General features: G+C 68.8%; 25 protein-coding genes and 4 pseudogenes. 16 read left to right on the forward strand and 13 right to left on the reverse strand.

What is annotated here, in order from left to right; all coding sequences use genetic code 11:
- Positions 1-1,719: 1,719 nt before the first annotated feature.
- On the reverse strand, positions 1,720-3,261 hold the full coding sequence (locus AS594_RS36530) for a hypothetical protein (RefSeq protein ID WP_069935911.1): 1,542 nt from the start codon (positions 3,259-3,261) through the stop codon (positions 1,720-1,722).
- A 618-nt stretch (positions 3,262-3,879) separates the two neighbouring features.
- On the opposite strand from AS594_RS36530, the gene AS594_RS45555 reads away from it, so the two are divergent.
- The gene (locus AS594_RS45555; RefSeq protein WP_069935912.1) at positions 3,880-4,092 is read left to right on the forward strand and encodes a hypothetical protein; all 213 of its coding nucleotides are present in this window, start codon (positions 3,880-3,882) and stop codon (positions 4,090-4,092) included.
- 935 nt (positions 4,093-5,027) lie between these two features.
- On the opposite strand, the gene AS594_RS45085 is transcribed toward AS594_RS45555, so the two are convergent.
- From AS594_RS45085 to AS594_RS36550, 4 genes and pseudogenes are all read right to left on the reverse strand, one after another.
- Positions 5,028-5,192 (reverse strand): hypothetical protein, encoded by a 165-nt coding sequence (locus AS594_RS45085; RefSeq protein WP_167368116.1) that lies wholly within the window; start codon positions 5,190-5,192, stop codon positions 5,028-5,030.
- A 668-nt stretch (positions 5,193-5,860) separates the two neighbouring features.
- Positions 5,861-6,421, reverse strand: a complete 561-nt coding sequence (locus tag AS594_RS36540; protein ID WP_069935913.1) for a hypothetical protein — start codon at positions 6,419-6,421, stop codon at positions 5,861-5,863.
- 361 nt (positions 6,422-6,782) lie between these two features.
- Positions 6,783-6,965 (reverse strand): annotated as a pseudogene (locus AS594_RS36545) (hypothetical protein); the annotation flags it as partial.
- Positions 6,966-7,012: 47 nt separating this feature from the next.
- The gene (locus AS594_RS36550) at positions 7,013-7,228 is read right to left on the reverse strand and encodes a hypothetical protein (protein WP_079148851.1); all 216 of its coding nucleotides are present in this window, start codon (positions 7,226-7,228) and stop codon (positions 7,013-7,015) included.
- Between the two features lie 102 nt (positions 7,229-7,330).
- Between AS594_RS36550 and AS594_RS36555 the strand changes: the two genes are divergently transcribed.
- Positions 7,331-7,513: a hypothetical protein gene (locus AS594_RS36555; protein WP_069935915.1), complete on the forward strand. Its 183-nt coding sequence runs from the start codon at positions 7,331-7,333 to the stop codon at positions 7,511-7,513.
- A 345-nt stretch (positions 7,514-7,858) separates the two neighbouring features.
- Here AS594_RS36555 and AS594_RS36560 read toward each other — a convergent pair whose 3' ends face one another.
- A complete protein-coding gene (locus tag AS594_RS36560) occupies positions 7,859-9,643 on the reverse strand; it encodes an RNA-guided endonuclease TnpB family protein (protein WP_167368117.1) in 1,785 nt (594 codons plus the stop codon).
- A 420-nt stretch (positions 9,644-10,063) separates the two neighbouring features.
- Between AS594_RS36560 and AS594_RS36565 the strand changes: the two genes are divergently transcribed.
- The 3 genes and pseudogenes from AS594_RS36565 to AS594_RS36575 all read left to right on the forward strand — a co-directional run bounded on the left by AS594_RS36565 (position 10,064) and on the right by AS594_RS36575 (position 13,548).
- Complete coding sequence (locus AS594_RS36565) at positions 10,064-10,972, forward strand: helix-turn-helix domain-containing protein (protein ID WP_079148853.1); 909 nt, start codon at positions 10,064-10,066, stop codon at positions 10,970-10,972.
- Complete coding sequence (locus AS594_RS36570; RefSeq protein ID WP_069935917.1) at positions 10,941-11,867, forward strand: aminoglycoside phosphotransferase family protein; 927 nt, start codon at positions 10,941-10,943, stop codon at positions 11,865-11,867. The genes AS594_RS36565 and AS594_RS36570 overlap by 32 nt, the downstream gene beginning before the upstream one ends.
- Positions 11,868-12,346: 479 nt before the next feature.
- A pseudogene (locus tag AS594_RS36575) lies at positions 12,347-13,548 on the forward strand (IS110 family RNA-guided transposase).
- A 762-nt stretch (positions 13,549-14,310) separates the two neighbouring features.
- On the opposite strand, the pseudogene AS594_RS36580 reads toward AS594_RS36575, so the two are convergent.
- Positions 14,311-15,547: pseudogene (locus tag AS594_RS36580) on the reverse strand (PP2C family protein-serine/threonine phosphatase).
- 487 nt (positions 15,548-16,034) lie between these two features.
- On the opposite strand from AS594_RS36580, the gene AS594_RS36585 reads away from it, so the two are divergent.
- Together AS594_RS36585 and AS594_RS36590 are read left to right on the forward strand one after the other, a co-directional pair.
- The gene (locus AS594_RS36585; protein WP_069935918.1) at positions 16,035-16,418 is read left to right on the forward strand and encodes an SH3 domain-containing protein; all 384 of its coding nucleotides are present in this window, start codon (positions 16,035-16,037) and stop codon (positions 16,416-16,418) included.
- 286 nt (positions 16,419-16,704) lie between these two features.
- Positions 16,705-17,022, forward strand: a complete 318-nt coding sequence (locus AS594_RS36590) for a hypothetical protein (RefSeq protein WP_069935919.1) — start codon at positions 16,705-16,707, stop codon at positions 17,020-17,022.
- A gap of 51 nt (positions 17,023-17,073) precedes the next feature.
- Here AS594_RS36590 and AS594_RS44125 read toward each other — a convergent pair whose 3' ends face one another.
- Positions 17,074-17,280, reverse strand: a complete 207-nt coding sequence (locus tag AS594_RS44125) for a hypothetical protein (protein WP_141746786.1) — start codon at positions 17,278-17,280, stop codon at positions 17,074-17,076.
- 356 nt (positions 17,281-17,636) lie between these two features.
- On the opposite strand from AS594_RS44125, the gene AS594_RS36595 reads away from it, so the two are divergent.
- Positions 17,637-18,008 carry an ANTAR domain-containing protein gene (locus tag AS594_RS36595; RefSeq protein ID WP_069774355.1) on the forward strand — a complete coding sequence of 124 codons (372 nt, stop codon included), beginning with the start codon at positions 17,637-17,639 and terminating at the stop codon, positions 18,006-18,008.
- Here the strand turns inward: AS594_RS36595 and AS594_RS36600 are convergent.
- From AS594_RS36600 to AS594_RS36610, 3 genes are all read right to left on the reverse strand, one after another.
- Positions 17,987-18,349: a Scr1 family TA system antitoxin-like transcriptional regulator gene (locus AS594_RS36600; protein WP_069935920.1), complete on the reverse strand. Its 363-nt coding sequence runs from the start codon at positions 18,347-18,349 to the stop codon at positions 17,987-17,989. The genes AS594_RS36595 and AS594_RS36600 overlap by 22 nt on opposite strands.
- A 379-nt stretch (positions 18,350-18,728) precedes the next feature.
- A complete protein-coding gene (locus AS594_RS36605; protein ID WP_069935921.1) occupies positions 18,729-19,400 on the reverse strand; it encodes a permease prefix domain 1-containing protein in 672 nt (223 codons plus the stop codon).
- Positions 19,397-19,738: a PadR family transcriptional regulator gene (locus AS594_RS36610; RefSeq protein ID WP_069774349.1), complete on the reverse strand. Its 342-nt coding sequence runs from the start codon at positions 19,736-19,738 to the stop codon at positions 19,397-19,399. The genes AS594_RS36605 and AS594_RS36610 overlap by 4 nt, the downstream gene beginning before the upstream one ends.
- 86 nt (positions 19,739-19,824) lie before the next feature.
- Between AS594_RS36610 and AS594_RS36615 the strand changes: the two genes are divergently transcribed.
- The 4 genes and pseudogenes from AS594_RS36615 to AS594_RS46805 form a co-directional block, all read left to right on the forward strand.
- Positions 19,825-20,298 carry a DUF2269 family protein gene (locus AS594_RS36615; protein WP_069935922.1) on the forward strand — a complete coding sequence of 158 codons (474 nt, stop codon included), beginning with the start codon at positions 19,825-19,827 and terminating at the stop codon, positions 20,296-20,298.
- Positions 20,295-20,591, forward strand: coding sequence for a hypothetical protein (locus AS594_RS36620; protein ID WP_338120204.1), 297 nt, complete (start codon positions 20,295-20,297; stop codon positions 20,589-20,591). Before AS594_RS36615 ends, AS594_RS36620 begins: the two co-directional genes overlap by 4 nt.
- A 4-nt stretch (positions 20,592-20,595) precedes the next feature.
- Positions 20,596-21,270 (forward strand): HD domain-containing protein, encoded by a 675-nt coding sequence (locus AS594_RS36625; RefSeq protein WP_069931587.1) that lies wholly within the window; start codon positions 20,596-20,598, stop codon positions 21,268-21,270.
- 132 nt (positions 21,271-21,402) lie between these two features.
- A pseudogene (locus AS594_RS46805) lies at positions 21,403-21,589 on the forward strand (DUF6009 family protein); the annotation flags it as partial.
- Positions 21,590-22,176: 587 nt separating this feature from the next.
- Here AS594_RS46805 and AS594_RS36630 read toward each other — a convergent pair.
- Positions 22,177-22,716, reverse strand: coding sequence for a hypothetical protein (locus AS594_RS36630; protein WP_069774343.1), 540 nt, complete (start codon positions 22,714-22,716; stop codon positions 22,177-22,179).
- Between the two features lie 194 nt (positions 22,717-22,910).
- Between AS594_RS36630 and AS594_RS36635 the strand changes: the two genes are divergently transcribed.
- Genes AS594_RS36635 through AS594_RS36645 form a run of 3 tightly spaced genes read left to right on the forward strand, consistent with a single transcriptional unit; the run spans position 22,911 to position 23,722 of the window.
- On the forward strand, positions 22,911-23,153 hold the full coding sequence (locus AS594_RS36635) for a hypothetical protein (RefSeq protein WP_069935923.1): 243 nt from the start codon (positions 22,911-22,913) through the stop codon (positions 23,151-23,153).
- Positions 23,153-23,362, forward strand: coding sequence for a LexA family protein (locus AS594_RS36640; RefSeq protein WP_069936074.1), 210 nt, complete (start codon positions 23,153-23,155; stop codon positions 23,360-23,362). Before AS594_RS36635 ends, AS594_RS36640 begins: the two co-directional genes overlap by 1 nt.
- Before the next feature lie 15 nt (positions 23,363-23,377).
- Positions 23,378-23,722, forward strand: a complete 345-nt coding sequence (locus tag AS594_RS36645; protein WP_069935784.1) for a DUF6233 domain-containing protein — start codon at positions 23,378-23,380, stop codon at positions 23,720-23,722.
- A gap of 109 nt (positions 23,723-23,831) precedes the next feature.
- On the opposite strand, the gene ku is transcribed toward AS594_RS36645, so the two are convergent.
- Positions 23,832-24,677: a non-homologous end joining protein Ku gene (gene ku, locus AS594_RS36650; protein WP_478078923.1), complete on the reverse strand. Its 846-nt coding sequence runs from the start codon at positions 24,675-24,677 to the stop codon at positions 23,832-23,834.
- 249 nt (positions 24,678-24,926) lie between these two features.
- On the opposite strand from ku, the gene AS594_RS36655 reads away from it, so the two are divergent.
- The coding region (locus AS594_RS36655) for a hypothetical protein (protein ID WP_141747233.1) at positions 24,927-25,121 on the forward strand (195 nt) is incomplete at its 3' end.

The raw sequence follows: 25,121 nt of genomic DNA on the forward strand, positions 1-25,121 counted from the left end.
TGGAAGGGAGGCCGGTCAAGGGGGCGGGGAGGACAGAGGGGGCAGCACGAGAAGCCGCCCGCCTGAGGCCCACCCTGGGTGGGGCACGTGCCGCTTCCCGCCTCGTCCACCGTCCGCCATCGGTGGACGTCACCGGTGTACTGGGTTGGATGGAGCCCACTGTGCGGACGGACCAGACCCGGCCCATCGGGTGTCGTCCATCGGGTGGTGCGGGCCGATGGACGACATCCGATGGCGCTGGTGGCTCTCCACCGAGTGGGTTCCATCGGTACGCGGAGCACTGGACGGAGCCCACTCGGTGCGCAGTGGCGGCGATGGGAGTGGACCCGCGAGTTTCCGGCGTGCTGCCCCGGAACGTGCGGAAGCCCGCCCCGATGCCGGGGCGGGCTTCCGCCGGTTGTCCGCCACTCACATCTCGGCGGCGTGCTTCTCACCCTTCGGCGTCAGTTCGACATCCAGCTCGTCGCTGCGGCGGGTCACGCTGACCCGAGATAACACCCGATGGCGCGGGCGGCACTCCATCGGGTGGGCACCAAGGCGAACGCGGAGTCCTGGACGGAGTCCACCCGGTGGGTGGACTTCGGCGCCGGTTGCCCGCTCCGTCCACTGGATTGGATGAAGTACATCGAGTGGATGGACCAGGACCCATCGCGGGGTGTTCGGGTCCATCCACGCTCAGGCCCCGCGGTGCGCCGCCCGCCCACACTTCAGTCCATTGCGATGGACGCCATCGCGAGGTCGGGCTGAAGCCCCGGGCTGCTAGCACTTCTGCACGGCGTTCCGCCCGCCCCGGTGCGCGCCCGGGAGAAGGCCTGTCCACCCCGTCGCTCGTCCGCTGTTCGGCTGGCCCGTGTCGAATCGGCTACCGCTGGCGTCGGTGCAGCGCCCCAGCCGCATCAGGTCCTGGACGGTGAGCGGCCGCCGGGTTTCCCCTTGACCTGGGCCGAGGTCAAGGGGAAACGGCAGGGCCACGGCCGCGGTCAAGGGGGGAGGCAAAGCCGGTCAAGGGGGGAGGGAGCTCGCGCGGCGAACTTGGTCAAGGGGGGAGAGAAGTGCGAGGGCACGTCAGAAGGTGCCGCCGGCGGACACCCCGGGTGGGTGACATGTCCCACCGCCCGTCTGGGCTTCGGGCAGACGCCGTCTCTCGCCCTGTCCGCCGGTTCCCATCGGTGGGCGCTACCGGTGCGCTGGGACCCGGGGGCATTGAGTGGAGTCCACTGTCGGGTGTCGTCCACCGGGGGAGTGGCTGATGGGCGACACCCGATGGCGAGGGCCGGACCCCACTCCACTGAGTGGGCTCCACCGCGCACACGGTGGAGCCCACTCAGTGCGCGGCGGCGGGCGATGGACGGCGGGTTGTGCGAGTGGACCGGGACGGAGGCGGCCGTCGCATCGGACTCGGTGGCCTCCACTCATCCTGTGGCCGCACCCCTCGGCCCCACTCCACGCCGGTGACTTCGAGGTGCTGCGGCGCCCGGCGATGGACGGTGAGATTCCCCTTGACCCGGACCGCGTGTCAAGGAGGATCCCGGCGGGTGGGGAAAGCCGGTCAAGGGGGCCTCCGCGCTACGAGGAACCCTGGTCCGGAACGGCCGACGGGGCGCGGTGCGGTTGATGGGCCGAGCTCCGCCCTTCGGCGCCCGCGAGTGGGACGCGATCCGGCGGATGTGGCCCGGGGCCACCCGGGAGTGGCGAGCCTCGACGGGTGGAGTGGGCGGCTCATGATGCGGCCCGCTCCATCCGGCGGGTCCGGCACCGGACGCAGAGGCCGGTGGAGCCGAGGGCCGGACGGGTGCATCCACTGCCGTCCCATCCCGCGCACACTCCGGGGTGTGCCGACGGAAACGGACCACCGCTGGCCCGTCCACCCTCGTGCTCCTCTCGGCACGGCTTGCACCTGGGGGCCAGCTCGGCGCCGTTCAGCACCAGGACGGCGCAGCCGCACTCCGGGCACCGGCCCCGGGGAGCCGCGGGAGTGGACGGCTGGACGGGAACACGAGCAGGGACGGGATGGACGATGGCGGGGGTGGGCGCCTCGGGCTGCGCCGTGGCGCGGCGCCGGTCGCGGACGATCTCCTCGCACACTGAGCACCGGCGGCCGCTGCTCCACAGGACGCCGGCCTCGCAGTCGAAGATGCCGCAGCCCCAGTGGGGCAGGCCGACACCGAGGATCCACCGGCCGGGATCGCGGATCTCGTCGGAGAAGGTGCGGCAGACCCGCGTCTGGAGGCGCTGCCGCAGACGGGCGTCGTCGACGCCGGAGCGCAACTGTCGGCCGACTTCCCGGGCGATGCGCCGCTGCATGTAGACGCTGGTCTGCCGGTAGAGCCAGTGGACCGGCTCAAGGACGGCGTGCACCCGGGCGCTGATGCTCAGACCGGGTCCGGCGTAGGTGCTGGTGGTGTTGGTCAAGGGGGTCTGGTGGTCATCCGCGCGCAGCGCGAGCCCGCCTTCGCCTTCGCCGTGCGACGGTTGCAGACCGCGGTTTTCCACACCTTCACCTACCTGTACCTCGCCTACGGCGGGTGAGAAGAGGGCTCGCTCGTCATCAGGTCGGTCAGTCCTAGGTTCTTCCTTAGTCGCGAGTGATCCCTCACCAGCCGACGAACCCGATCCCTCACCAGGACCAGAAGTGGAGGAGGACGCGACGTCCGTGGAGAACGGTTGTCCACAGGCCAGGTCCTGAGCGGCGGGCGGGATGTCGTGAGCGACGAAGTGGTGGCGGCCGCGCACGCCAGCGCGCCGCTCCACAGTGATCCACCGCGTCGCCTCCAGCTCGTCGACGATCTCCCCGGCAGCCGCGGTGGTGAGCGGCTGGCCGGACCGTCGGCCGCTGTGGTGGTGCAACGCCCCTGCGATCTCCGACTCGGTGAGCGGGATCTCCTGGGCCTGGGCGTAGGCGATGAGTGCGTACGCGCGCAACTGTCGCGGGGTGAGGTCCTCGGACGCCGCGACGGGGGTCCACACGAACCGCTCAGCCGAGGAGAGCGGCCGGGTACGTCGCACCGCCGAGGTGCCGCACCCGCCGGGCAGGGAACGGCGGGTGGAGGACAGCTCGACGACGCCGTCGGGCCCGGGGCGCATCAGCTGGGTCATCCCGCGCTCGACGGAGGCCTTGGACAGGCCCACGTACTCCGCTATGGTCACGGTCGCCGCCGTGCAACCCTCCGGACGCAACGCCAGCGCGGTGATCTTCACGTACGCGGTCACCGCGACGTCGGCGTAGTGCGGGTTGGCGACGAGGCGCAGGGGCACCTTCACGCGCTGACGGCGCTGCGGGCGCGCCTGATCGCCCGCCGGCGGCGGGCTGCTCGGTACTGCTGCTGTGCGGAGCACACTTCTCCTGTCGCAACGGTGCCGCGGGGCGGCGACTCGGGTGCGCTGGGTCTCGACGGCGTCCGGCTAGGACGCGCGGTCTGGGGTCTGGCCAGGGGCACTCGGACGGAAGCTGAAGGAACGGGTCCTTCAGCTGCTACGGGTGTCGAAAAGGCCGACGGTGTGACAGTCCGGCCGAGAAAATCCCTGGCGAGCTTGTGACCTGCGGGTCAAGGGGGTGTCCGGGGTGGCGGCAGGCCCCCTTGACCCGCCCCTTGGTCGGGGCGGTGAAGGTCCGTCGCCCGGGCGTCGAGAGCGAGACACCGGCCTTGCTGGTCAAGGGGGGCCGACCGGGGCTGGTCAAGGGCAGACCGCTGGACCGCTCCGCGCCGCGGCCGATCCCGGCCGGGGTGCCGACCGCGAGAGTGGACCGCCCTGAGCGACCTCCGCGCCCGCGCCTACCTCCGCGACGCCTTCCGCGACCTCGACGACCAGGACGAAGACGACGACCCGCACCCCCATGACTGCGCAGGACGCTGCTACGGCACCGGCGAAGTCCTTACCGTGCTCACTTGGGAGCACCACGGCGACGGCATCTACACCCCTATCCACCAAGAACCGGTCCTCTGCTTCGGCACCCCCACCGCCCACGCCCCGGACTGCGCCACCTGCGAGGGCCACGGCTTCACCTACACGCCCGGCTACCGCGAACTCTGCCTCGACGGGCGCACCTCCGACAGCGAGCCGGCCGCCACCCTGGCGTCGCAGGGAGCATGACCCCACCACGTCCCAGACGGCACAACCGCCGGCGCCAAGCGGCACGCCCAACCTGCGCCGGTGCCCCGGCCCGGGGACGCACCAACGGACTGTGATTTCTCCCCCTGACCCAAGAGAGGGAGAAATCTCCCCCACATCAACGGAGAAATCTCCCCCCACACACACGGCAACGGAGAAATCTCCCCCTGAGGGGGCGGAGATTTCTCTCCCCTCCCCAGAGAACCCACTTGCCGGAGGGGGTGATTTCTCCCCCTTGCGTAGATGCCAAAGAGGAGAGGAATCACACCCCGCGAGAGCAGGTCTTGGCACCGCTGAACACGCCAAGGGGCCAGCTTGCTCTGCAACTTGCCCCACAAAGTGCTCTACAACTTGCTCTACAACTTGCCTTTCAGCTTGCTCTGCAACTTGCCCCCACGCTGCGCCCCCGACAGGCAAAACTGCACTTCAACGGGACGGTCAAGGGGGCCTGCGCGCGCCGACTACTTCTCTACGAGACCCCCAAGGGCATGAGGACACCAGCGAAGAGTGACAGGAGAACGACGGTGGAGCAGGAGCCGGCTGGAGCGAGGAGGAGTACGGAACCGAGTCGGGACGGAGAGCAGAGGTGGGAGAGGACGAGAGGAAGGACGAGTGGAGGAACAGCGTGAGCAGCAACAGCAATCGAGACGAAGGAGCCGAAGAGCATAAGAGCCGATGGGAACGAGGACGAGTTGAAGAAGACAGGAACAGAGGAGACAGAGTCAGACCACGACGTGAGAGGGCGAAAGGTGAAAGCGGGTCAGGGGAGCGGAGACGGTTCGGGGGCGAGGAGCTGACCCGGTCGGCGAGGGCTGCCGAAAGCAAGCGGCCCCGCCCAGCGAGACGCTGAGCGGGGCGAGCGAGAGGTACGGGGGAGGAGGGGGCGCGCTCGGGAGGGACGGCCGGGGCGCGGCGGCCTACCCGTCCGCACGGATCATCCGCAAAGCGGCGGCCCGTGCGCTGGATGTGACGCGCTCTGCCGCGCGGACTCGTACCGCCCGTGCTCGCAGGAACGCGGCGGCGGCCTCAGGGTCGCCGTTCGTTGCGCGGGCGAGCAGCTCGGTGAGCTTGTCGGTGGCCATGGGATGTCCCTGCAATGTGCGACGGTCTGTGGCGATCAGGGGGCCGCCCGTGTCCTCTGCATCGCCCGAGCCCGTGGGCGTGCGGGAGCGACACAGACGGCCTGTGGAAGCCGCTTCCCGGCGGAAGCGACGGCCTGCCCCCAACGGAGCGGGGGAAGCATGAGGAGCCCGCGAAGGCAACGACGTCCTCGGCCGGTGCGGCCGCCCCAGGACTGCGCGTGCAGCCGTTTCCTGTGGCAATCGGGGCAGAGGTCCGCCCGCTCGCGATGCGCCTTCAACTCCAACGGCGCTTGCGGCGCTTATCTGCGCCGGGTCGGTACCGACTCGTATGGACGAACCCACATTCGTCACAGGTGTAAGTGTGGAACTGGCCGCCCTCGTTTCGGACAGACCTCAACTGCTTTCGGGTCTCACTCGCGCTCTGGTACTTGATCCTTCCTGTCGAGCAACTACGGGCCCAGTCAGGGATGGTGGTGTGGTCATTCATGAACTTCCTTGGCCGTTGGCTCTTCTCGGACTCCTAGCGGAGGATTCCTGGCGCGCGCGGTGGGGGCTGCGCCTCGTCCCGGGCCCCCGCCCCGGGCCCCTGGGAGGTCCGGGGGCGGGGTTGTGGTGGGCGCGGGCGGCCCCGTGGGGGAAAGGGGGGCCGCCCTGCCCTGGTCGGTGGCTCAGGCGGTCTTGTAGCCGTTCAGCCTCTCGACGAGCCCGGCGCGCTTGCCGTCGAGGAACTTCGCGTACGCGGCCTCACGCTTCGGGGTGGCCTTGTCGGCCTGGTAGGTCTTGACCAGGCCGGTCACGAGGTCCCGGACCTTGTCGAACGTCTCCTTGTACGGGTTCTCAGCCGGGGAGTTGGTCGGGAAGGCCGCCCCGAGGACGGCCTTGCGGAAGCGCAGCAGCGGCGCGTCCTCGCCGTTGGTCTCGGCGGTCAGGTCCGCCGGGTTGACCAGGTGGCTGCCCACCACGTAGGGCAGCTCGCCGTCACCGAGCATCGGGACGTCGGTCCGCCCGTGCCGGTCCTCCGGACTGCCCTTGCCGAACTGGACGTTCAGCAGACCCGCGACGGCCGGGGCCAGCTCCCAGTTCGGGTGGACCACGACCGCGCCGATCGGGAACGCGCCCTCCTGGAAGACCTGGGACAGGTCGTAGACCGCCTCGCCGTTCTCGCCCGTCTCGACCGTGTAGGCGTAGGTGGCACCGGCCGGGGTGGTGAACGTCTGTGTACCGGACATGAAGATCCCCTCAATCAGGGTCAGTTGATGGTTTTTCGGCCGGTTCTTCGTTCCCCCGACCTCGCGATAACTACAGTACACGCTAAAACGCGAATACGCAACATCAGAACGGGATCACCCCCACACTGTGAATGGGTGCGGCGGTGGCACCGGATGGGCGTCAGCGAGGACGGGTGGGCTGTCCCTGCTCATGCTGCCGAGTGATAGTGATCTTGGCTGTCACGAGGTGTCCAAGCTGCTGCCATCAGGCGCCCATCGCGAGGATGGCTGGCTGACATGGGCGTGCCTGTTCACACGGCGCACGCTGCGATGTGTCGGCCTCATGGGCCTTCCCCCGTGAAGGTGGGCACGCGGTTATTGATCACGCGGCAAGCGTGAGTTTATCGGTGTGGTGTCGGCGTTCGTATTCGTCGGGGCTGAGGTGGCCGTTGGCGGAGTGCCGGCGGCGGGTGTTGTAGCGGGTCAGCCAGGCAAAGACGGTCCTGCGGCAGGTGCGGGCGTCACCGTAGTCATGGGCGCCCCGGAGGGTCTCGCGTTTGAGGGAGGCGTGGAAGCTGTTGCGATGGTCGTCAACGAACTGGAAGCGGCTCATCACCAGTTCGTCTCTCCGGCGAAATACTTGGCCGCCTTGCGCAGGATGTCCCGCTCGGTGGCGAGCTTGCGCTCACTTGCCTCGAGCTCGGCCACCCGGGCCTCCAGCTGCCGCACCCGCTCGTTCGGATCAGCGGACGGCGCCGCCTCCCGAGGCTGGGCGCCCGGCTTCGCAGCCGCGGCGGTTACGCCACGGCGTTCGCGGTCCCGCAGCACCCACTCCCTAGCCGCTTAGCCTGCGCGCTCACCTCCAGGCCGGCAGAAGCATGCCCAGCGAGGCCGGGGCGCTGCGCACCCCTCGGGCGCAGCGAGGCCGGGATGCTGCGCACCCCTCGGGGCGACGCCGACCGCACGCTGGTGGCCGGCAGCCGGGTGCTCTTCGACGTCACCCTCGACGCCGCGGGAGTCCGAGCCGACAACATCCGACAGGCTGCCGGACCGGGCTGTCCGCCGCTCGAGGGACCGGGAGGTGAGAAGGCCGCGCGCCCGCAGGCCGGCTAGCTCGTCCACTGCAATGGTGCAAGACGCTCCCCGTCCCGAGGGGTCTGGTCCGTCGCCGTGCCAGGCCCCTCGCACCCGTCCGGCTGGGTGACGTGGCATAGGCACTCAAAGACCGACGCCGGGGCGTGCCTGTGCGTGGCGGATGGTTTTCGACGGGGAGTGGGTGGGAGGCACTGGCTCGTCCGAAGTGTCGTGGTGCAGCTGTCGATTTGCCAGAACACGGATCGTCCCAGGCGCGTGGGGGCGGCGGCTGAATGGCCTGGGGGCCTTCGGCGGTAGCTGCCCTGCGGCGTTGGTTGTTGTTGTGGGACGCCCGGGGATCGCTCCCCGGGGGTGGCACCGGCGTCAGCCGGTGTCTTCTCGCTTCAACGCCCCTTGCCCGGGAGCCTTGCGGACTCTGGGACTTGCAGGGGCTCGGCGAGCGTTTTGGGTCTCCCCCCTATCGGAGGCGACCGTCTTGAGCTGTCTGCGCGCCGCGTCAACGATGTTCGCGGCACTGTTCTCGTGTCGGTGTACGGCCGCACCGCACGAAGGGCAGTGGAACTGGCTGCACGATGGGTCGGAGCTTGGGTTTCGCTCCTTGCACTTCGCGCAGGTGGCGATGACGGGCTCGCCCTGGTCGAGGACGACGAGCTGCGAGCCGTACCAGGCGGTCTTGTATGCGAGTTTCTTGCGCAGGCTGCCCAGGCCGGCGTCCAGGAGATGCCGGTTGAGACGGGCCTTTGCCTTAACGTTTTTGCCGGGCTTGTCCCGGGTGCCCTTGGCCGATGTGGTGAGAGCGGTGAGGTCCAGGTCTTCGATCGCCACGTGCGTGAACCCGGTGGCCAGCTTCTTGGACAGGCCGTGCAGGAACGAGGCGCGTCGCACCGTGATCTGCTGGTGGACGCGGGAGACCCGGGCGGTGGCCTTCCTCCACCGCCCCGACCCCTGTTGGCAACGGGACATCGCACGCTGGGCCTTCGAGAGCTTGGCCAGGCTGTCGGCGAGTAGACGGGGGTACTGCACGAGGGCGGGGTCGGCCGGGTCGGCCGGGTCGAGGGGGCTGGACAAGGCGGCCAGGTTGCGGGAGCCGAGGTCGACGCCGACGAGCCCGCCGGCGCGCTGGCGGGCGGTGGGGCGGCCGATCTGCTCGACGCGTCCGCCGTTCTCGGCGGCCTTCTCGGCCTGGGCACGGCTCAGGTACGGGGTGCGGATGCCGTCGTCGTGGACGTGCTCCCACAGCACGGGCGCGTCCTGCTGCACCTTGGCCAGCACGGAGGCGTACCAGCGGTGGCCGCCGCGGGTGACGGTCACGGACTGGATGACGGCCTGCCCGCGCTCTACGAGCCGCGCGAGGCGCTTGCCGGAGTCGTGGATGCGGATGCTGCCCAGGCCTGGCATCACCAGGCGCCGGTAGCCCTCCAGGCGGATGATCGGCCTCTTCACGTCGTGGAAGAGAGCAAACGATTCTGCGTGGCCTTTCTTCTTGAAGCGGGGGTATCCGTGGCGCTGGCCGGCGCGGCGGCCGGCGAGCGAGTCCTGCCAGTACTTCCAGGCGACCTGGGCGCGGTCGAAGCCGGAGGTGAAGCAGTAGACGTTGACCTCCCTCCACCAGGGGCTTCCGCCTTCCTCCTTGGGCAGGTCCCGTTCCATCCGCCACAGGGCGCTGGTGTCGGTGGCGTTCGGCGTGCGGAAACCGGCACTGAACGCCTTGGCCTTGAGCGCGTTGACCGTGGCACGGCCTTCGGTCAGGAGCTCGCGTTCACGGCTGGTACCGGCGGCGTCCGCGCGGGCGGCGGCCAGCTGGCGGACGAGGGCCTCCTGCCCGGCCGGGGGCTGCATCGCGGGCAGCGGCGGCTTGCCGGCGAGGATGAGCGTGAGGCTCTTGCGGTGGTGGTCCCACACCTTGATGCGGTCGGTGAGCTCGGCGCCGTCGGCCTTGATCCGCTCCTTCGCCTCGGCTTCACTCAGCCCCGCCTCGAGGTAGGCGGCCCGGCGGTCGGCCCATGCCTGGTGGGCCTGGGTCTTCTTGGCCACGGCGTAGTTGTAGGCCCACCGGCAAGCGCCGGCATAGCGGGACAGGGCGGCGCGCTCGGCATCGGAGGGGTCCAGGGTGAACCGGTACGCCCGCAACACCTCTGTTCCGGGCATCGTCACGGCCGCGGGGCCGGGCCCTGGCCCTGGCCCTGCAGGATTGGATTTCGCCGCCACGCGCGGTGTACCTCCGGTTCCAAGTCGCTGTGCTGGACCGCAGGTTGCCATGGGGTAAGGGCTGCTGGTGACGCGCCATACCGTCGTGTTCGTCGGGCAGGTGAAAAAGACTCTTACACTGGCATTTGCCTCCAGCTCAAGGGATGCAAGCACCTTCGCTGACACGTGAAGCAAGCACGCGTGCCCGTTTTTGGTCACTCCCGGTAGAAACGCATGGCGGTTCCTGTTGCGAGGCAAATGACGAAGTCACAGTCCGCTTTGGCTGCCCGACGAACACGACGGCATGGCACATGATCAACAATCCCTGCTCCATGGCAATCTGCGGTCCAGCACGATGACTTGGACCGGAGGTGGACCGCCGTGGCGGCGAACAGCAATCCCACCGTCAGAAAGCGCCGCCTGGGAGCCGAGTTCCGCCGGCTCCGTCAGGCCAGCGGGCTGACGAGTAAAGAGGCGGCCGAGCGGCTCATGGTCTCCCAGCCCAAGATCAGCCACCTGGAAAACGGCCGCCGCGCCATCAACCCCCGCGACGTACGCGATCTATGCGCGATCTACGGAGTGACGGACCAGCAGGTTATCGACTCACTCATGCGGATGGCCAAGGAATCCGGACAGCAGGGCTGGTGGAACGTCTACGGTGACATTCCCCAGAGCGTCTACGTCGGCCTGGAGCAGGACGCCGCCACCGTCCACGCATACGAGCCCATGGCGATCCCCGACCTGCTGCAGACCCCCGCCTACGCCCACGCAGTCATCGGGGAGACCAGCCCTCTGCTCACTGCCGGACAGGCCGCCACACGCCTCAGGGTGCGGCTACGCCGCCAGCACCGGATCTACGACCCGGCCTGCCCGCTGCGCCTGTGGGTCGTCCTGGACGAATCCGCGCTGCGCCGCGTCGTCGGCAGCCCGGAGATCATGGGCGAACAACTGGAGCACCTGAACACACTCGGCGCGGAGCCCCACATCACCGTGCAGGTCCTCCCCTACACCGTGGGCGCCCACCCGGGCTTCGCAGGACGATTCTGCATCCTGAGGTTCGCCGACAGCCCCGAGGCAGTGGTGCACCTGGAACGCTTCACCAGCGATCTCTACCTGGAGAAACCCTCCGACGTGCAGCACTACAACGTGATGTACGACCACCTCCAGGCCCAGGCTCTCGACCCTGACAGCAGCCGCGACTTCATCACCGACGTCCGTGGTCGCGGTGGGAAGCCACTTTTCCTTAAGGACAACCCCCATGAGCTCGCCGCAGGGTATCGAAGTCCCTGACGCCCTGGTCGCGTCGTACACGAGGAACGGTGGTGAAGAGGAACGCACCTGGATCGCCCGGCTGCCCGCGCTGGTGGCAGAGCTGCTCGACCGATGGCAACTGGAGCGCGACGGCGGCACCGGGTCCGGCGAGGCCTCACTGGTGGTGCCGGTGCGGCGCCGCACGGACGACACCCGCGCCGCGCTCAAACTCCAGATGCCCCGCGAGGAGACGACCGCCGCGCTGATCGGGCTGCGGGCGTGGAACGGCGACGGCATCGTGCGGCTGCTCGACCACGCCCCGGAGAGCGGCGCCGTGCTGCTGGAACGCCTGGACGGCTCACGCACCCTGGCTTCCGTCGAGGACGACGACGTGGCCATGAGCGCCTTGGCCGGACTCATGGCCCGGCTGCACTCCGTCCCGGCGGCCGAAGGCCTGCGTGGCCTCGGTGACGTCGCGCGCGACATGCTGGCGTCCGTGCCGGCGGCCGTCGCCACCCTGCCGGATCCCGAGGACCAGCGTCGGCTGCACGGCTGGGCGTCGGCAGTCACCGAGCTGGCCGGCGAGCCCGGCGACCGGATGTTGCACTGGGACCTGCACTACGACAACGTGCTCGCCGCCGAGCGCGAGCCGTGGCTGGCCATCGACCCCGAACCCCTCGTCGGCGATCCGGGCTTCGACCTGTGGCCGGCGCTGGATACCGGCTGGGAGAAACTCCACGCCACCGGGGACGCTCCCCGGGCGGTGCGGCGCCGCTTCGACCTGCTGACCGAGGCGCTCGCGCTGGACCGCCAGCGCGCGGCCGGCTGGACCCTGGCCCGGCTGCTGCAGAACACACTGTGGGACATCGAGGACGGGCGGACCACCATCGCTCCCTCCCAGACCGCCGTGGCCGAGGCGCTGCCCCACCACTGAACACTTCACCACCGAGCACGACACGCCACCAACCCGCCCCAAACCCAACATGAGCGCCTTGACGAAAGACATAGACCCCCCCGCCATACCCCAGCGCCACCCACACCCGCGCCCGGTGCGCGTCCCGCACCCGGTGCACCAGCACCACAGCCGCGCGCCGCGCCTCACCGATCGCCGCGCGCAGCTGCTCGGTCAGCCGTACCGCATCCACCCGGCCCACCGGTTCCAGCGCCGGGCCCCTGACCTGGTTCGTCCGAGAAAGCCACAGTTCCATGGTGCTCCGTAAGTTGTTAGGCGGCCCGGGAGGGCCGGGTGTGGCTTATGGTTCTCTGCCTTCAGTGGCTTCCGAGGAGTGGCCGCCCGGCTCTCCGGGGCGCCCTGGCTGCTGATTGAGATGTGCGCTTCGGTCGCTTTTTACGGAGATGACAGCGGGGTGTTCCTCGGGCCGACGGCATGCTGTTCGGAGCGAGGAGGGGCGAGTGAGCGAGCGACGGGACCATGCCTGGGCCGGCATCGACGCGGGCAAGGGGCATCACTGGGCGGCGGCGGTCGATGAGACCGGTGCGACGCTGTGGTCGAAGAAGGTCGACAACGACGAGTCGGCGATCCTGACCGCCATGGGCGAGATCCTGGACCTGGCCGACGAGGTCCACTGGGCGGTGGACATCTCCGGCACGTCCTCCGCACTCCTGCTGGCCCTGCTCGCGGCCCACGGCCAGCAGGCCGTCTACGTGCCCGGCCGCACGGTCAACCGCATGTCGGGCGCTTACCGGGGCGAGGCGAAGACCGACGCTCGCGACGCCTACGTCATCGCCGAAACCGCCCGCAACCGCCGGGACTTCGCGGCGATCGACGTGCCGGCCCAGCTGGCCGCCGACCTCGCACTGCTGACCGCTCACCGCTCCGACCTGGTGGCCGACCGAGTCCGGATGATCAACCGTCTTCGCGACACGCTGACTGGCGTCTTCCCCGCGCTGGAGCGGGCCTTCGACTACAGCTCGCAGAAGGGCGCGCTGGTCCTGCTGACGGGCTACCAGACGCCCGCCGCGATCCGCGGTCGCGGCCGGGCAAGGCTGACGGCCTGGCTGGCCAACCGCAGCGTGCGCGGCGCCGACGCGGTCGCAGCGACCGCCTTGGAGGCGGCCCAGGCCCAGCAGACTGCGCTGCCCGGCGAGAACGTCGCCGCTCAGATCGTGGCCGACCTGGCGGGGCACATCCTGGCCCTGGACGACCGGCTGAAGCGGATCGACCAGCAGATCCGCGAGACGTTCCGAAGCCATCCGCAGGCGGAGATCATCGAGTCCCTGCCCGGCATGGGACCGATCCTCGGCGCCGAGTTCGTCGTCGCCGCCGGCGATCTCACGGCCTACGCCGACGCCGGGCATCTCGCCTCGGCGGCCGGGCTGGTGCCCGTCCCGCGCGACTCCGGCCGCCGGACCGGCAACATGCACCGGCCAAAGCGCTACAGCCGCCGCCTGCGCAGGGTGTTCTACATGTCCGCACAGACCAGCATGATGCGCGAGGGGCCGAACCGGGACTTCTACCTCAAGAAGCGCGGCGAGGGTTGCAAACACGTACAAGCCGTCATCGCCCTGGCCCGGCGCCGGGCCAGCGTCCTGTGGGCTCTCCTGCGCGACAACCGGGTCTTCACCCCGAGCTGCCAGTCGCGCAAGCGGCTTGACTTCATCATTGAGACTCCCCGTGAGCCCGGCATGGCAGAGGGCGCGAGGGGCACACCCGTCGCCAGGCAGGAAGAGGGGGCGAGAGCCCTGAGGGGCAGGGCCTCGCAACGCGGATCCGTGGGGGGCGGATATGTACACACGCGTCGCAGGAACCAGCGACCAGCACGCATCTGGGTCACTGTTTCCCGGAATGCCCTGTCTCCGAGCCGCGTGGGTCCCGGCTTGCTGGGGGCGTGTCTTGTGGGCATCCGGGTTACCCGGCTCTGGGGTGGGGCGGCTTGGGGTGGGGGCCCCGCTCCGTTGGGGCCCCCACAGCGCGCAATCCGAAATCCGCGAATGGCACGCTTCGACCGGCTCAACATCGAGGGTGGGTCCCGGGTTACGGGCCGGTCGGGTGAAGCGTGGTGGGCGGCGCCGTTTCGGTCGGGGCAGGGTCGTTGGGGGTGGGGCATGCTGACGAGCAGGTGCCTGTGGTGGCGCCGGCAGGCCAGCGTGGTGCGGGGCCATCCCTCCACCCTCCGTCCTCGCACCACGCTGTACGGGCCGGTGCTCCCGTACCACGGCTGCATCCGGATGATGTGGGCGCTTTGGGCACCGTGATGTCTTGGCGGGTCGAGGGTGGGCAAGTACGAAGGCCCGGTGAGCCGGCCCCGGTAGGCGGAGAACCCCGGGTCGGCCACGTTGAGAAGCAGAGCATCGTGCGGACGCTGTTCGCCTTGGGTGCTCGCGGTGTGGGGCAGCGGGCAGTTCGGCACGAGGAGTTATTCGAGGACGGCGAGGTGGTCGGCGGAGGCGCCGCGCCATTCGATCAGGAAGATGGTTGCGTCGTCGCTGGTGCGTTGGCCGCGTTCTTGTTTGAGGGCGCGGGAGAGAAACAGAGCTGCGGCGCGGATTTCTTGGTCCGGGTGTGCGTTGATGCAGCGGATGAGGCGTTCTTCGCCGAAGGGTTCGCCGTCGGCGTCGCGTTCCTCGATGATGCCGTCGGTGTAGCAGAGAACCCGGTCGCCGCGCTGGAGTTGGTACTGGGTGATCGTAGGGAGTTCGCCGCCGAAGCCGACCGGCAGGGTGGTGGGGCCTTCCAGCTGCCGGGCGACCTCATGGTTGCGGATCAGTATCGGTGCGGGATGGCCGGCGTTGACCCACTGCAGGCGGCCGGTGATGACGTCCAGGTCCATCATCTGCGCGGTGACAAAATGATCGGGCCCGAACTGCTCGGCGATGGCCCGGTCCATGAACGCGTACTTCTGGGCCAGGTCGATGCCGGAGCGTCTGGCGTGGCGATAGGCGCCGACGGCGACGGTCGCCATGGTGGCGGCGTCCAGCCCATGGCCCATCGCGTCGATGACGGCCGCGTGCAGGATGTTGTCGTTGAGGGCGTAGTCGAAGCTGTCGCCGGCGATGTTGTAGGCGGGTTCGAGGGCCCCGGACACGGCGACCTGCGGTACGGACATCGTCAATGGCGGCAGCAGGGACCACTGCATCTCCGCGGCCACGCTCATCGGTTCGCGGCGCCGGGCCTGGAAGAACCGGTCGGTATACGCGTGCTTGGTGACCAGCATGTCGGCGACCAGGCCGGCGAGTCTGCGCAGCAGGCGCCGGTCGTCGTCATCGACGGTGTCCAGGGTGAGGGCCATGACGCCCACCTCGTCGCTGCCGTCCAGCAACGGCAGATACACCCGCACGCCGTCGGCCTGCCGCACCTCGACAGCGGTGGCACGCAGGAAGGCGGTCCCGGCCGGCGAATCAGCGATCACCTCGGGCTCACCCACGATCAGCCTCTTGCCCGGCAGCGGCACGAGCAGTTCCTGCGCATAGTCCTGCAGAAGGATCGAGACCCCGCGGCCACCCACCATGGCCACTTCCTCCGCGATCAGCGGAGCGATCAACTGCGGCGGCATCTCGTGCGCCCGATCCAGCAACACCCCCAAATAGCCGCTCACCGAACCCCTCCGACCGATCCACCCCGCGATGATCAGCCCACCGCTCACCGTCCGCCACAACCGCTCCCTCTGGCGTGCCCGTGGGCTGCCGATCACCTGTCCGAGGCATCCATGGTCCTCGCGCCCCAGAAGCTGGCATCAAACGATCATCACCCGCCGGCTCCCGACACGCAGACCGCACGGGCTCTTGTTACTGATGTATCCCTCTGACGGCCGCAGGCGGGACCGGGAAAGACTCGGCGAGCCGTTCACTCGCTGGTCCGAAGACGGCAACGGGTACGAGGGAGAACGCCCCGAGGACATCAAAGTCCTGCCAGGCCCGCAGCAGGGCTGTCACCCCGGGTCCCCGGCATTCTCCTCGGAGGACCGGGCCCGGAGTCGGTCTGGCGCCGTCAACGGGCGCTGCGGTCCGGAGAGTGAGCTCATTGGGTGAGTGAGCGGCATGGCAGCCGCAGTCCTCGGTTTTCACTGCTCATGCTCCTGATATGTGCTGATTGCGTCCCGGGTCGTGGCGCACCGCGTCAACGGATCCAAAGGAGACTGCTGTGCTCAATTCCGTGAAAACCACACTGGCGCTGACCGTCGGAGGCCTGGCGTTGGGGCTGCTCGGCGCCGCCACTCCGGCAACTGCGGCCGACCAGATCGGGACCCCAGTTGCCGGTGCCACGGCGGATCAGGCAAGTGGGGCGGCGGCCTATACCAAGTACGGCAGGGTCATCGCGAGTACCGGAGTCAAGATCCGCAGCAGGGCAACCACTTACTCCGGGGTGCTGGGCAGCTTCCATTCAGGGGCCAAGATCGCCCTGGCCTGCAAGGTGTACGGCCAAAACGTCGACGGCAACCACATCTGGTACAAGCTGGACCACCGCAGCGGCTGGGTCACCGCCCGCTACGTCAAGAACCTGGACTACATCCCGTGGTGCCGCTGACCCGCACACGGTGGGCCAGGCGTCGCTGACCAAGAGCTGAGCGCTGCCCATGCGCCGCAAGGCCGTGACGAGGTGTGTCTCGGGAGCCTCGAATCCCTGCACAGGTAGGGGCCCATGGCCTGCCGGCGCGCGGGCGGGCCGCCGAGGGGCGCCTGCTTACGTCTGGTTGTACCCGGCCATGAGGTTGGCAGCAGGCGCGTCGTGTCGCTCTCGGTCCGGGAGTGTCCCGGCGCGAAACCTGGTGGATCAGACGTGAGCAAGGCTCACAGCGTGGAACGGTGGCGTCATGAGCGATGAAGCGGCGGCCGCATTGCGCGGAGATATCGACCTTGCGATGTCGTACCTCATGGGTGCGATGCACGGGATCGCTGACAGATACCGCGAATTGGGGTCGGGCACCGGGCGAGGGTTCGGGCCGGACGCCGAGTATCGCGAAAACAGGATCCCCACGGGCAAGCCACTGCAGGCACTGGCGGAGGTCCTCGCTGCCGAGGCTGCGGACATCGCCGCTCGCTGTGCTGCCCTGGACGTCCAACGAGCCGCGCTCAAGCAACTCGAAGACGAAAATCTGAGGCGCAGGGCCTTTGCAGCTGCCCACGATTGAAGTCATCACCGATACGTCGTCGCTCGGCTTTGTCCGCGTCCGTCGAATTCCTCAGTCGAAGGCTGAAAAGAAAACGTTCTTCCCTGTCTTGGTGGGCGAGCGCACACTGCTCCAGCCCAGGGCCTGCTGCGCGTTGACGGTGATCCTTGCCGCATGCTGCCGGACTGTCAGGTGGCCGCTGTCTTCAAACGCCGTGGATGCGAGGTTCCGAAGGTCGCGCAGGGTGGCCCGCCTTGCGGCCCTTCTCATCTTCCGCACGGCGCAAACCTCCCGAGACAAGCAGGTGAACCGCGCCGCGCAACGGCTCGGGCATGGGGGTGGGTTCCGTGGCCGCAGGCTAGAAGGCCACACCCCCGGACACCGGAGCAGGGCCCCCGTCGCTCCCCCGGACGGGCCGGAGCCCTGCTGGCCGCGACGGAGTACATGTGTAAGCGAGCACGCAGTGGTGACTCGGCAGGGGAGAGGTTGGGAAGACAGCCTCTCGGGCTCTTCGCCGACCATGGTCGGCGAAGAGCCCTCTCGCATCTATGCTCTTCGCGCCGCCCTGAAAGTGTCTTGCTGTTCCCGTCCGGGGCAGGCGTACTGGAAACCTCGCCTCTGTAGGGAGACCGGTCATGACGACTTCCCGCGTACAGCGGCCCCTGCCCGACGACACGCGTGACGCCACGGCGGACCGCCTTCAGCAGGAGAACACCCAGCTGCAGCATGCCGTCGACTCCCACGCGACGGTCGACCAGGCCATCGGTGTCCTCATCGCCACCCACCGGATACCGCCGGCCGCCGGGTTCGAGGTGCTGCGCGAGGTGTCCCAGCGCACCAATACCAAGCTGCACACGGTCGCAGAATCGGTGATCGACTGGGCGCTGGGGCAGCCGCTGCCACAGCCGGTGGGGCAGAAGCTGGACGCGGCCGTTGCAGCGGCACTCGCGCCACAAGGACCAGCCCACGTAGGGCAGTCTGGAGTTCAGGGCCTCCCCGCAGTCTGATCTGACTGGCCTTCGCCCGCTCCAGTCGCGACGGCAGTTTCGCCGTCCTCGGTGCCATCCGCCGCCCCGCATGAACCGGGGTAACCGCCTGCGCACGTCACCATGGGGCGGGTGTCGTTGTCGCGGCTCGGCTCGGCAGCCAACGCTGACGATGTGTAGAGCTTGTTGGTGTCGGTGATGAGGTGCTGGGTGTGGTCCGGGCTGTGGGCCTGGGCCTGCAGGTGCGTGTACAGCGCGCTGTACTGCTGGACGTCGGCCGGCCTTTCCAGGCAGAGGCCGCTGGTGAACCTCTCCAGGTACACCACTGCTCCCCTGACGGTGGGGTCGTTGTTCGCCGCCATGGGCGGTCTACCTCCAGCTCCAAGCCACTGCGCGTGCCAGCAGGTTGGCATGGAGCACCGGCAGTTGATCACGCGCCGTGCCGCCGGATTCGGCGGGGGCACGAATGGATTGTGACGATGTAATTTGCCGTTCGGTGGCGCCCAGTGCAGAGCAGTGCTCTACAGGGCGGACCGGCGTGCTTCGCCTCTTCGCGCTGTTGCCGCCTGGACCTCGCCGCGGTCACCATGCCAGGCCTTCGCGCACCAGTGGCCGCCGACGGCGGGCAGCCAGCCGCACACGGGTAACTACCTGCGATTACGTAGGTGATCTTGATCCAGTGGCTGATGGCCCGTTGACGTGTCCGAGGGTACGTCAGCCGCGCAGCCGAGAGGCGGTGGGTCACGTGGCCGGCAGGCGCGCGCATTGGCGGCAGGCGCGGGCCGAGGCTGCCACCACGGCGTGCGACGCGGCTGCGAGTGCGCCGGCGAACGCGAGCAGTGGCCAGTTCGTGGCCAGGACGGAGGCGGTGGCGAGCGCGAGCGTCGCGACCGCCATGGCAACGCTGGCGGTAGTACCGGTCCATGCGACCGCGAGGGGCAGCTGGTGCGGAATGGGCAGCCAGCGGGCGAGGGTGCCGGTGGTGGCCAGCGTCGCCGCGGCGAGTAGTGCTGCGACGCTGGCAACACCGGCCAGATGAACGGCCAGTAGCTGAGCCGTGCGTGGCAGCTGCCAGGGCTGATCGTGGTCGGTGGTCCAGGCCAGGTACCAGCAGGCGACCAGGAAGGGGGCGGTGAGGGCGACGGCCCGGGCGGTGTGCCGGGCCTGGGTGATGGTCAGTTCCCGTTGGCAGCTCGGCACGAGTTCGTCGAGGGTCCCGAACTCTCCCACTGCTTGGTGGGCGGCGCGCTGGTAGGCCATTCCTTCGCGGGTGTGCGCCTCTACCGTGTCCGCGAGGCCGTCGTGTATCTCCTCGATCATCCGGGCCTTGATTCGGGCCGGGCCGTGCAGGGCGGCTGTAAGGGCCGCGATGTAATCCTCGATGGGGTCGGCTTGCCGACTGGTGGCGCTCATGTGGCAAACCCGGGCGGTGCGGCGGGGTTCAGGACCGAGCCGATCGCTGTGGTGAACTCGCTCCACGCGGTGCGCTCGCTGGCCAGGGTGTGCCGTCCGGCGTCGGTGAGTTCGTAGCATCGCCGTCGCCGTTCACCAGAAGATTGCCAGCTGCTGCTCAGCAGCCCGAGCCGCTCCAGCCGGTTCAAGGCCGGGTAGATCGTGCCCGTGCGCAGCTCAAGTGCGCCCCTGCTGCGGTGTTGGACCGCGGCGATGATCGCGTAGCCGTGCAGCGGGCCTGGTTCAAGCACGGCCAGCAACAGTCCGTCCAGGTGCCCTCGCACCGCGTCTGCCCTCATGAGTAGGCAGCCTACCCAAAATTGCTGTAGGCAGTGTATGTATTGGCAGCCAACATATTTAACGCTTCTGCTCGGAGGAATCCGCAGTGACCAAGGTGCTGCTGTCCGTACATGTCCTCGCGGCGATTCTGGCGGTCGGATCGATCACGGTGGCCGCGTCCATGTTCCCCCGCTACGCGCTGCAGGCATCTGGCGGCCAGGATCCGGACGGGCGAGCCGCCGGGATCGCCGCACTCCTGCACCGGATCTGCCGCGGCTACGCTCTCGCCGGTCTCGCCGTGCCGGTCTTCGGGCTCGCCACCGGAGCCCTGCTCGGCGTCCTCACCGACGCCTGGCTGATCGCATCGCTCGCGTTGACCGTGATCGCCGCGGCCATCCTCGCCATGGCCATCCTGCCCGGCCAGCAGCGCCTGCTCGCGTTGACCCAGGACTCAGCGCCCCAGGACGGGCAGCGTCCCGCGGCGACCCGGCTGACCATGCTCACCGGCATCTTCAACGTCCTCTGGGCGATCGTCGTCATCCTGATGATCGTCCGTCCTGGCTCGACCACGGGAGCGTGATCCCCGTGCACATGTTGCGGATCGCGGCCGGTGCCGAGACCGCCTCCTTCGCGGTTCTGCTGGGCAACCTGCTCACCACACACACGCAAGCGATCACGACGCTCGTCGGCCCGCTGCACGGCACGGCCTACCTCGTCGTCATCGCGGCCACTTCGATGGCCCCGTCTGCCGCCTCGACGGGCGCCCGATGGCGCTCCGCCATCCCGGGAGTCGGCGGACTGCTTGCCCTACGGCGGATCAACATTCGTACCCAGGGAAGCCAACCTCTTACACGCAATGCCCAGGAAGGGTGACGTGATGGACAACGCATACGCTGAACTGCTCTTTCCTCGTACCGGCGTAGCACTGAGCGCGATGCGCTTCGTGAAAGGCATCGAGGACCCAGCAATCTTCAACCACAGCATGCGCAGCTATCTTTACGGGCGCTTCCTCGGAGAGCAGCAAGGCCTGCAACCCGGCCGCGACTATGACGACGAACTGCTGTTTCTGGGTTGCCTTCTGCACGACGCCGGACTCAGCCCCGAGGGCAACGGCGATCAGCCCTTCGATATTGACGGCGCCGACCTGGCCGCCCGCTTCCTCACCGACCAGGGGGTGTCACCCGAGAGGGTCGAGGTCATATGGGATGCGATCGCCCTGCACCTGCACTACGAAATCGCCATACGCAAACGTCCCGAGATCGCGTTGGTGACGGCCGGCGCCGGATTCGACCTTGGCCCCGAGGGGCCCCACACCCTCCCGGCCGGCTACGCAGACCGCATCCATGCCTCGCTGCCCCGCCTCCACGCCGCGCCCGTGCTCTACGACACGATCGTCGGTCAAGCACTCGACAAACCGCACAAGGCCCCACCATTCAGCATGCCCGGCGAACTGGTTCGCCAGCAGACCCAGGAGGTCTGGCCTACCTGGAAACAACTGATGACTCAATCCCCCAGTTGGAATGACTACGACGGCTACCAACCGAAGGCGTGAGCACGGGTACCCGGACAGCCGCCGCATGCCGAGGCCCTGGTCAGAGCTGAAGAGCGGGCTCGGGCGGGCGTGTCGCGCTGTCCGAGGTGAGAGATCGGGGGCGTTCCCTACTGTCGTCGGGCGGTAGACGCGCAGGTCGTTGTCCTGCTGCCGCATGACCGCGACAGAGACCCCGACGGCGTGTACTCCACCGGCGCCCGCCGAAGCGATCGACCCCCGCACCCTTACCCCCACCAGTAAGGGGCGCAAGACCGAACGCTCGGAGGGCGGCCCGCCCTCTTCCGCCATGCAAGAGCTCGGCATAACGCTGCCACTGTAAAGACCGGAGCCTTGTGCCGGGCAGTCCGCCAGCTCTCAGTACGGCTGACGTTGCTCAAGCCTCGTCCCATTGACGCTGTTGACCAGAGTGCGCCTGCCAGTACGGCGCATGCAGAGGCAGGTCAGTGAGCCGGGGTGGACTCTCTGGACCCCCTTACGCGCGCACGTGCGTTCAGGTCCTCGCGGGCCGCGACAGAGGCCGCGAAGAGCCTGCGACGCGCAGGTCTGGCCGCGACGGCATCGCGGCCAGACCTTGATCTCTGTGCCCGGAGAGGGCCCCACCCCGGCCCCCGGGCTGCCGGCGAAGGGCCGGGCCAGCGTCCCGGGCGCGGCGGGCCACCGTCCTCGGTCGGCCGGTGGCCTCCGTCACCCGCTGCTCGCCGTCGACTTCGTCTTCCGGCCGCAGGCGAGCCTGGTGGTGGTATGGGCCCTGGGGGACGACAAGACGCGGCGGATCATCGAGCGTGCGCACGAGCGGGCCATCGCCGCGACGATCGCTACTTGTAGTTGGCCATTGTGCGCTTCAGTTGGCCACCTGATACTCAGGCGGCGCGCGGCCGTACCCCAGCCCAGGGGCCACCGACGTCGCTAGTTCAGCTGTCGATCGGCGAGCCATCGGGACTGTGCCACGTCGTCGCTTCCCACGGTCAGGCCAGCTCTGGCGGCGGTGTAAAAACGGTCCCGACCGTCGTCGGCCCGACGCACGGCAGCCACCCAGTCGAAGTCAGGTTCGGCGAGATCCCGTGCCGCCCGTTCCAGCTGCAGGACCGCCCACCGCCATTCGCGCGCGGCAGCCACCGTGTCAGCATCACCCAGCAAGAGCACCCCCTCCCACGCTTTGGTCCGCTGGGCATCCGCTTCGGCCAGCAGCTCAAGTCCGGTGGTCCGATCGATCGGATGCGCCCGTGACGAGGGCCGGGACGGCGCCGTTATGCGGTGCGCAAGTAAGTGGACCTCTTTGAGTGCGCGAGCGTACTCGGAGTAGGCATCCAATCGTCGCTCGTCCCACCGTACTGAAAGGGCTCGCGTCCACTGCGCTCTGTCATTGAGGCGGGTTGTGAGGAGCGTTCCGAAGGCGCCGACGATGACACCGATGAGTGCTGGCAGTTGACTGAGGAAGGTAGTCACTTCCGGAGCTTGCCCCCGTCATCGCAGAGCCGCACCGGTTGAGCGCGATTGCAGCGATGGGGCGGGTAAACGCTCACGTGCGCGGCCACCTGGCGAGCCCAGAGCGGCCAACTAGCGTGCCCGACCACACCGCCACTCTCGCGCCTGCGTGGTGAGCGTGACTCCAAAATCGAACGCATGGTCTAATTTGAGTCATGGCGCATTCCACGCTCCCCGACGACCTGGCGCAGGCGCAGTACGACTGGGGCCGTACGTACACCGCGCTTGCCGCTGCCCACCCACGCGGCACCACGGCGCTGCGGCGTCGCTTGCTGCACCTCTCCAACCGGCTCTTCTGGCATCCCTTCTGGTCCACCCCGGCCGGACATCCGACCGCCGCCCGGGCCGCCCTGTCCCAGCCGGTACGCGCCCACAAACGAGGGAGGGATGCGCCGTGATGGGTCACCTGACCGTGAGGCAGGAGCAAGTTCTGGCCTGTATCCGGGAGTGGATCTACGAGCACGGGGAGGGGCCGACGGTTCGCGAGATCGGTCACCGGGTCGGCCTGTCCAGCACCTCGTCCGTGCAGTACCAGCTCAAGCGGCTTGAGCAGCAGGGCGTGATCTCGCGCAGTGGCAGCCGCTGGCGCTCCTACCGATTGACCTGAAGGCGGGGCACCGCCATGTCCGCACCGTTTGATCTCCCACCGGACCTGTCGCGCCTGCGCGTGCTGGAGACCTTCCTGCTCGCGATCCTGGCCCGGGTGCGGGAGCGGATCCGGCACCTGGAGCAGCAGGCTGTCATCCACGAGAAGATCGAGCGGCAGAAGCCGCCGCCGGAGTGGACGGTGCAGATCAGCATCAACGGGCACACGCCCGTCGCCGTGCACGTCGGCGCGTGTTCCATGGGCGGAAGCGAGGTCCGCAGCAAGGCGATCAGCCGGCAGGACGCGATCCAGGCCCTGCACGACGGGGTCAGCGCCTGCACCCTGTGCCGCCCGGACACGGAACTGGGCATCCTCGAGTAAGACGGGCTGACCTAGGCGCTGGACTTACGCCCCGTCGTCTTCTTTGCCGCCGACTTCTTGCCCGGGGCCTTGGCCGCCTTCTTGGCGGGCGCGTTCGCGGCTTTGCGTTCTACGTGCCCGGCCATGTCATGGACGCTCGCATCATCGCCGCCCGCGCCCGCCGCGCGGCCCTGGACCTCGCCGCGGGCCTGGCGTGCGGACTCACGGATTCGAGCAGTGCGGACATGAGGTCGACGACGGGAGCCGCGGCCGGCTCGGGCTGAGCCCCTTCGGGCTTCGCACCCTCGGCCTTGGCGCGGATCAGATCTTCCAGGGCTGCGCGGTAATGATCACGGAAACCACTGAGGTCCTCAACGGCCATGGCCTCCATGAGGTCGACGGCCGCCTCGATCTCCTCGTCGGCCACGGGCACAGGCTTGGGGAGCAAGGACTCAGGGGAGCGGATCTCGTCCGGCCACTTCAGGCTGTGCAGGACGATCGCGTCCTCCTTGATCCGCAGCAGCCCGAGGCGCTCCCGGTTGTGCCACGCGTACTTGGCGACGGCGACCTTGCTGGAGCGCTCCAGGGCCTGGCGGGACAGGACGTAGGGCTTCGCTGCGACGGCGCCGTCGGCTGCCAGATAGTAGGAGTCGCCGATGCGTACAGGGTCGATGGACTCGGCCGGCACGAAGGCGACGATCTCGATGGCCTTCGCGGTGGGCAGCGGCATGGCGTCGAGCTCGGCGTCCGTGACCTCGATGATCGTGTCGCGGGAGATCTCGTAGCCGCGCCCGATCTCGCCCTGGTGCACGACTTGCCCGTCCAGCTCGCAGACCTTCTGGTACCGGATCCGACCGCCATCGGCCTCATGGAACTGACGGAAGGCGATGCTGTGGTTCTCGGTGGCGCTCAGGACGCGACAAGGGATGGTCACTAGGCCGAACGAGATGGCTCCACTCCAGATGGGGCGTGGCATGGCGGGCCTCCAGCGGTGGGGGTATCGCCTAAAACGGACACCGCAGTGGGCGTGGGGGCGGGCCCGGACACTCCGCCGGGTGAAACGTCGGGTGGTCGCTCTCACCGGGCGAGGCGACGACGAGCGGGTCTCCGCAGAGGCCCACTACCCCGATTCCGGTTTGCGCGAGGGCGAAGGTGCGCGAGTCGTCGTCGATCACCCCCGGTGTCGTCCTGTCGTTAGCTCCGGCCGGGTGGAGGATGGGTCTTGATGATCACCGCTGACCCTCGGGAGGGGACCATGGCCGACGTCTGGGTGCTCAGTCCAAGTCACAGCGAGCCGGAGAAAAGCCGTCTGATCCGTTCCGACGCCATCACCTACCTCAGCACGTCCGCCGAGGAGCTTGTCGCGGCCCGCGTCGGATCGGACGACACTGTCGTCTTGGTTCACCGGGCCACCCAGGGC

The organism is Streptomyces agglomeratus, from assembly GCF_001746415.1.
In the GTDB taxonomy this organism is placed as follows: domain Bacteria; phylum Actinomycetota; class Actinomycetes; order Streptomycetales; family Streptomycetaceae; genus Streptomyces; species Streptomyces agglomeratus.

What these genes read in the sequence shown, in the direction of transcription:
- AS594_RS45085 (WP_167368116.1), bottom strand. Translation starts at nt 5,192, where the DNA reads ATGGCCACCGACAAGCTCACCGAGCTGCTCGCCCGCGCAACGAACGGC.
- AS594_RS36540 (WP_069935913.1), bottom strand. Translation starts at nt 6,421, where the DNA reads ATGTCCGGTACACAGACGTTCACCACCCCGGCCGGTGCCACCTACGCC.
- AS594_RS36555 (WP_069935915.1), top strand. Translation starts at nt 7,331, where the DNA reads ATGCTGCGCACCCCTCGGGGCGACGCCGACCGCACGCTGGTGGCCGGC.
- AS594_RS36560 (WP_167368117.1), bottom strand. Translation starts at nt 9,643, where the DNA reads ATGCCCGGAACAGAGGTGTTGCGGGCGTACCGGTTCACCCTGGACCCC.
- AS594_RS36570 (WP_069935917.1), top strand. Translation starts at nt 10,941, where the DNA reads ATGAGCTCGCCGCAGGGTATCGAAGTCCCTGACGCCCTGGTCGCGTCG.
- AS594_RS36590 (WP_069935919.1), top strand. Translation starts at nt 16,705, where the DNA reads ATGAGCGATGAAGCGGCGGCCGCATTGCGCGGAGATATCGACCTTGCG.
- AS594_RS36595 (WP_069774355.1), top strand. Translation starts at nt 17,637, where the DNA reads ATGACGACTTCCCGCGTACAGCGGCCCCTGCCCGACGACACGCGTGAC.
- AS594_RS36600 (WP_069935920.1), bottom strand. Translation starts at nt 18,349, where the DNA reads ATGGCGGCGAACAACGACCCCACCGTCAGGGGAGCAGTGGTGTACCTG.
- AS594_RS36605 (WP_069935921.1), bottom strand. Translation starts at nt 19,400, where the DNA reads ATGAGCGCCACCAGTCGGCAAGCCGACCCCATCGAGGATTACATCGCG.
- AS594_RS36610 (WP_069774349.1), bottom strand. Translation starts at nt 19,738, where the DNA reads ATGAGGGCAGACGCGGTGCGAGGGCACCTGGACGGACTGTTGCTGGCC.
- AS594_RS36625 (WP_069931587.1), top strand. Translation starts at nt 20,596, where the DNA reads ATGGACAACGCATACGCTGAACTGCTCTTTCCTCGTACCGGCGTAGCA.
- AS594_RS36635 (WP_069935923.1), top strand. Translation starts at nt 22,911, where the DNA reads ATGGCGCATTCCACGCTCCCCGACGACCTGGCGCAGGCGCAGTACGAC.
- AS594_RS36640 (WP_069936074.1), top strand. Translation starts at nt 23,153, where the DNA reads ATGGGTCACCTGACCGTGAGGCAGGAGCAAGTTCTGGCCTGTATCCGG.
- AS594_RS36645 (WP_069935784.1), top strand. Translation starts at nt 23,378, where the DNA reads ATGTCCGCACCGTTTGATCTCCCACCGGACCTGTCGCGCCTGCGCGTG.
- ku (WP_478078923.1), bottom strand. Translation starts at nt 24,677, where the DNA reads ATGCCACGCCCCATCTGGAGTGGAGCCATCTCGTTCGGCCTAGTGACC.